At 70.3% G+C, this 4398-nt stretch carries 3 protein-coding genes and 1 pseudogene; 3 read left to right on the forward strand and 1 reads right to left on the reverse strand.

Features of this window, described 5'->3' with window-relative positions; genetic code table 11:
• From DQW06_RS00450 to DQW06_RS00460, 3 genes and pseudogenes are all read left to right on the forward strand, one after another.
• A pseudogene (locus DQW06_RS00450) lies at window positions 1-122 on the forward strand (ATP-binding protein); the annotation flags it as partial.
• 121 nt (window positions 123-243) lie between these two features.
• The gene (gene secA2 / locus DQW06_RS00455; protein ID WP_013154613.1) at window positions 244-2646 is read left to right on the forward strand and encodes an accessory Sec system translocase SecA2; all 2403 of its coding nucleotides are present in this window, start codon (window positions 244-246) and stop codon (window positions 2644-2646) included.
• Window positions 2647-2824: 178 nt separating this feature from the next.
• Complete coding sequence (locus DQW06_RS00460) at window positions 2825-3094, forward strand: DUF6406 domain-containing protein (protein ID WP_019607990.1); 270 nt, start codon at window positions 2825-2827, stop codon at window positions 3092-3094.
• An 834-nt stretch (window positions 3095-3928) separates the two neighbouring features.
• Here the strand turns inward: DQW06_RS00460 and DQW06_RS00465 are convergent.
• Window positions 3929-4276 carry a hypothetical protein gene (locus tag DQW06_RS00465; protein ID WP_013154611.1) on the reverse strand — a complete coding sequence of 116 codons (348 nt, stop codon included), beginning with the start codon at window positions 4274-4276 and terminating at the stop codon, window positions 3929-3931.
• Window positions 4277-4398 lie beyond the last annotated feature (122 nt).

Raw genomic sequence — 4398 nt, forward strand, 5'->3', positions numbered from 1 at the left:
ACGTGCCCGTCGTGCACTGCGACGCCCGCGACCGCAACTCCGTCGTCCGGGTCCTGGTGACCCTGGTCAAGCACGCCATGGCGGTGGAGGCCCGCCAGCGCCACCAGCGCCAGTTCGCCTGAGCCGTCGGGCGCCCCGTGGCGGACCGAGGGGGCGGTTTCGACGCAACCGTCCGCACATGTGGGCGCCCGGGGTTCTTCCAACGGTTGTGTCCGGCGTTACCCTGTGGTGGTGTTCGGACGAATGGCGGAAGGCGTTCGCCGCTTCCTGGGTAAGCCCGGTGCGGTGGATCTGCGGCCCTATACCAAGCTCCTGTCGGCGATCGAGGCCGAGGAGGATGGTCTGCGTGAGCTCAGCGACACCGAGCTGACGGAGAAGGCCATCGAACTCGGCAACGCCGAACTCCCCTACGAGCGCGACGACCTCGTGTCGCTGTGCGCGGTCGGCCGCGAGGCCGCCCGGCGCTCACTCGACGAGCGGCCCTTCGACGTGCAGCTCCTCGGTGTCATGGCCCTGCTCGACGGCCACGTCGCGGAGATGGCCACGGGCGAGGGCAAGACGCTGGCGGGCGCCCTCGCCGCCGCGGGGTTCGCCCTGCGCGGCCGGCGCGTGCACCTGCTCAGCGTCAACGACTACCTGGCCCGGCGCGACGCCGAGTGGATGCGCCCCCTCTACGACATGCTCGGCGTCACCGTGGGCTGGATCACCGAGGACTCCACCCCCCAGGAGCGGCGCGCCGCCTACTCCTGCGAGGTGACCTACGCGGCCGTCAGCGAGCTGGGCTTCGACGTCCTGCGCGACCGCATGGTCACCGACATCGCCGACCGGGTCGTGCCGCCGCCGCACGTGGCGATCATCGACGAGGCCGACTCGGTGCTCGTCGACGAGGCCCGCGTCCCGCTGGTCCTGGCCGGGGCCGCGGAGAGCGTGAACGCCGACGTGGAGATGGCCGACGTCGTGCGCGGGCTCAAGCCGCGCCTGCACTACGAGATCGACGGCGAGGGGCGCAACGTCCAGCTCACCGACGCCGGGATCGACGCGGTGGAGAAGGCGCTGGACGGGGTCGACCTGTACTCCGAGGACGACACCTCCGTCCTGCCGCAGGTCAACCTGGCCCTGCACGCGCACGTGCTGCTCCAGCGCGACGTCCACTACGTGGTGCGCGACGGCGAGGTCCGCCTCATCAACGAGTCGCGCGGGCGCATCGCCCTGCTCCAGCGCTGGCCGGACGGCCTCCAGGCCGCGGTCGAGGCCAAGGAGAAGGTGGCGCTCAGCGAGACCGGCGAGGTGCTGGACTCCATCACCGTGCAGTCGCTCGTCCTGCGCTACCCCACGCGCGCCGGTATGACCGGTACCGCGATGGCCGTCGCCGAACAGCTCCGCGAGTTCTACGAGCTGGAGGTCGCGGTCATCCCCTCCAACAAGCCCAACGTCCGAGAGGACCACGGCTCGCGCCTGTACGCCACGCGCGAGGAGAAGGAGGACGCCCTCATCGCCAAGGTGGAGGAGGTCCACAAGTCCGGGCGGCCGATCCTCATCGGCACCCAGGACGTGGCCGAGTCCGAGCTGTTGGCCGGGCGTCTGCGCGATGCCGGGCTGGAGTGCGTGGTCCTCAACGCCAAGAACGACGCCGACGAGGCCGCCATCATCGCGGAGGCGGGCACCCACGGCGCCATCACGGTCTCCACCCAGATGGCCGGGCGCGGCACCGACATCCGGCTGGGCGGCAGCGACATGGCCGACCGCGAGCGGGTGGTGGAGACCGGCGGCCTGTACGTGATGGGCTTCGGCCGCTACCCCAGCAGCCGTCTGGACGGTCAGCTGCGCGGCCGCGCGGGGCGCCAGGGCGACCCGGGCGACTCCATCTTCTTCGTCAGCATGGACGACGACCTGGTGGTCAACCACGCCCCCGAGACCACGGGCTACCAGACCACCTCCGAGGGTGAGATCACCGACCAGGGCTGGCTGGCCATGATCGACCACGCGCAGCGCGTGGCCGAGGGGCAGCTGCTGGAGGTGCACCGCAACACCTGGCGGTACAACCAGCTGATCGACGTGCAGCGCGACGTGGTCCTGGAGCACCGGGAGATGGTGCTGACCGGGGACCAGGGCGACCGGCAGATCAGGGCGGACCGCAAGAAGCGGCACGAGGAGCTGCTGGAGGAGCTGGCCGGGAAGGGGTCCGGGGCCGCGGAGGGCGCCGAGGCGGAGGAGAACGCCGGGGACGCCGAGGGCACTGGAAACGGCGCCGACGCCGGGGCGGAGGAGTCCAACGAGGAGAAGGTCGCCCGGGCGGCCCGCCTCATCACCCTCTACCACCTGGACCGGGGCTGGACCGACCACAACGCCTTCCTGTCGGAGCTGCGCGAGGGCATCCACCTGCGCTTCCTGGGCCGTCGCGACCCGCTGGACGAGTTCAACCGCGACGCCGTGCCGGTCTTCAAGGGCTTCCTGGACGAGGCTCGGGCCCGGGCGGCCGAGAGCTTCGAGGAGCTGGAGGTCGTGGACGGCGAGCTGGACGTGAGCTCGGTGGGCGTCAAGCGTCCGTCGATGACGTGGACGTACATGGTGCACGACCACCCGTTCAGCTCCGCGTTCGAGACCCTGGTGGGCAGGCTCAAGGGCGGCCGGGGCAGCGGGAGCTGACCATTCCCCGCAGACGGATGCGCGGGTCGGGACCAAAGTCCCGGCCCGCGCATTACTTTTGTCAGCTACTCTGCTCGAAACGCCCCACAAGCCCGAAAACGGCATCGCCAATTGCTCCGTCCGGGTTAACATGGCTGCGTTTTCAACGGAACCCGAGACGGTTGGGACGAAATTCACCGTGGTCCACGAGGTCGGTGCGCAGGAGAAGATCAGTTATGGACGGAACGACCGATTCGCGGGCGGTCCGGTGGGCGGGGGCAGTTTCTGGGTGGATGAGGACGGCCACCCGGTCGCCAAGATCGGCGGACCGAAGGAGTGGCGGCCCACACCCATGATCGACGTCCGGGTGGGCGACGTGTTCAGCGTCGGAGGGCAGGCGTGGAGGGTGACCGACATTGTCGACGCGGATACTCCCTCCGCATATCTGCTGGCCACGCGAATAAGTTGACTCCGGGCCCCGGGCGAACGCTCGGGGCCTTCGTTTTCCTTGTTCCGGTGGGGGCTGCAACCCCGTGCAACCTTTTACCGGAGGGGGATTGCCGAACCCCGGTTTTGTGACCGGCCGTCTTTTCGGGCGTCGACTGGCAAGGGTTTTGTTGCTTGTGTGGCCGGTGGGAACCCGGAGGCTCCAGAGGTGACGCGACGGTCAAGAACGAGCATCGGCGCAGGTCACGGATGAGGGTGGCGTGCCCACCAGCGCGAATCGAGACGTTCCGGTTATCTGATGGAGGGTGTTCGTGTTACCGGTTCCTCGTTAACGTCTGTGGAGCAAGGCGCGCCCCGGCAGCGACCGCAGGGAGGCTCCCCCCACTCCCGGAGAGTCCACGGGCCGCTGCGCCCTGCCGCCCCAAGGCCGGTCCCAGGGGCTGTCCCCCGCCCCTGGGCCTGGCTGCCCCGCGTAGGCGGGGCGGTCTCCTCCGTCCCTCGCGTCGCGCGCGGGGCCCCGTTCCGGCGCGTCCGCGCCTCCTTCGCCGGACGTCCGCCGTGTGCTGTCCCGACGCTTCCCCGACCTCTCCGTCCGCTGACGAGTAGATCCTGTTCCTCCCGAGCATGGAGGCCTGTCCACCCCGGTTCTCGTGGTGGGATCCGTGAACCCGGGTCTTGCGGTAGAACGCGTTTCAGTATTAGTCTCTGGAGGTGCCTGCCCCGGTGAGGGCGCCCGGCGGCTCGACCGCGGGGCGTCAGCGGACGGCAGGCGAGGACGGTCGTCCGTCGAAGTCGGATCGCGCCCCGACTCCGGCGGACGGCGTCCGCTCTCCTGACGGCCGCCCGCGCTCCGCCGTTAGGCGAGCAGGCGGCAGAGTTCGGCGAAGGTGGGGCACGGCCAGGCCAGGCGGCACCCCCGGCAGCGGTCCCCGTCGTCGTCCCCGTCGTCGGGGGCGTGCAGGTGCAGCAGGTCCACACAGATCCCGGCCAGGGCGGACACCTCCTCGCGCGCGTTCGCGTAGAAGGCGACGTCGTTGATCCGGGCCAGGGCGCTGGAGCGGCCCGAGGCCGGGATGCCGACCGTGTCCGGCTCCCAGGGGACCGCACGCGCCGAGCGCTCCCGGATGCCCAGAACGCACTGGAGCACTCTCGCGTGCTCGGAGGGGTGACCCCTCCCCGACGCTGGTCTGGTGAACGGCGACATCGCTGATCTCCCCCACCACGTGGATACGCGGGCTCACGTGGTAACACAGCGTATACCCAGCATTGCCCCTTGTCGCGACACGCGGAGGCGGGGCGGGAAAAGAGGGGGGAGAGGCGGCGGGC

The sequence above is a fragment of the Nocardiopsis sp. TNDT3 genome (genome assembly GCF_003427465.1).
Lineage (GTDB): Bacteria > Actinomycetota > Actinomycetes > Streptosporangiales > Streptosporangiaceae > Nocardiopsis > Nocardiopsis dassonvillei.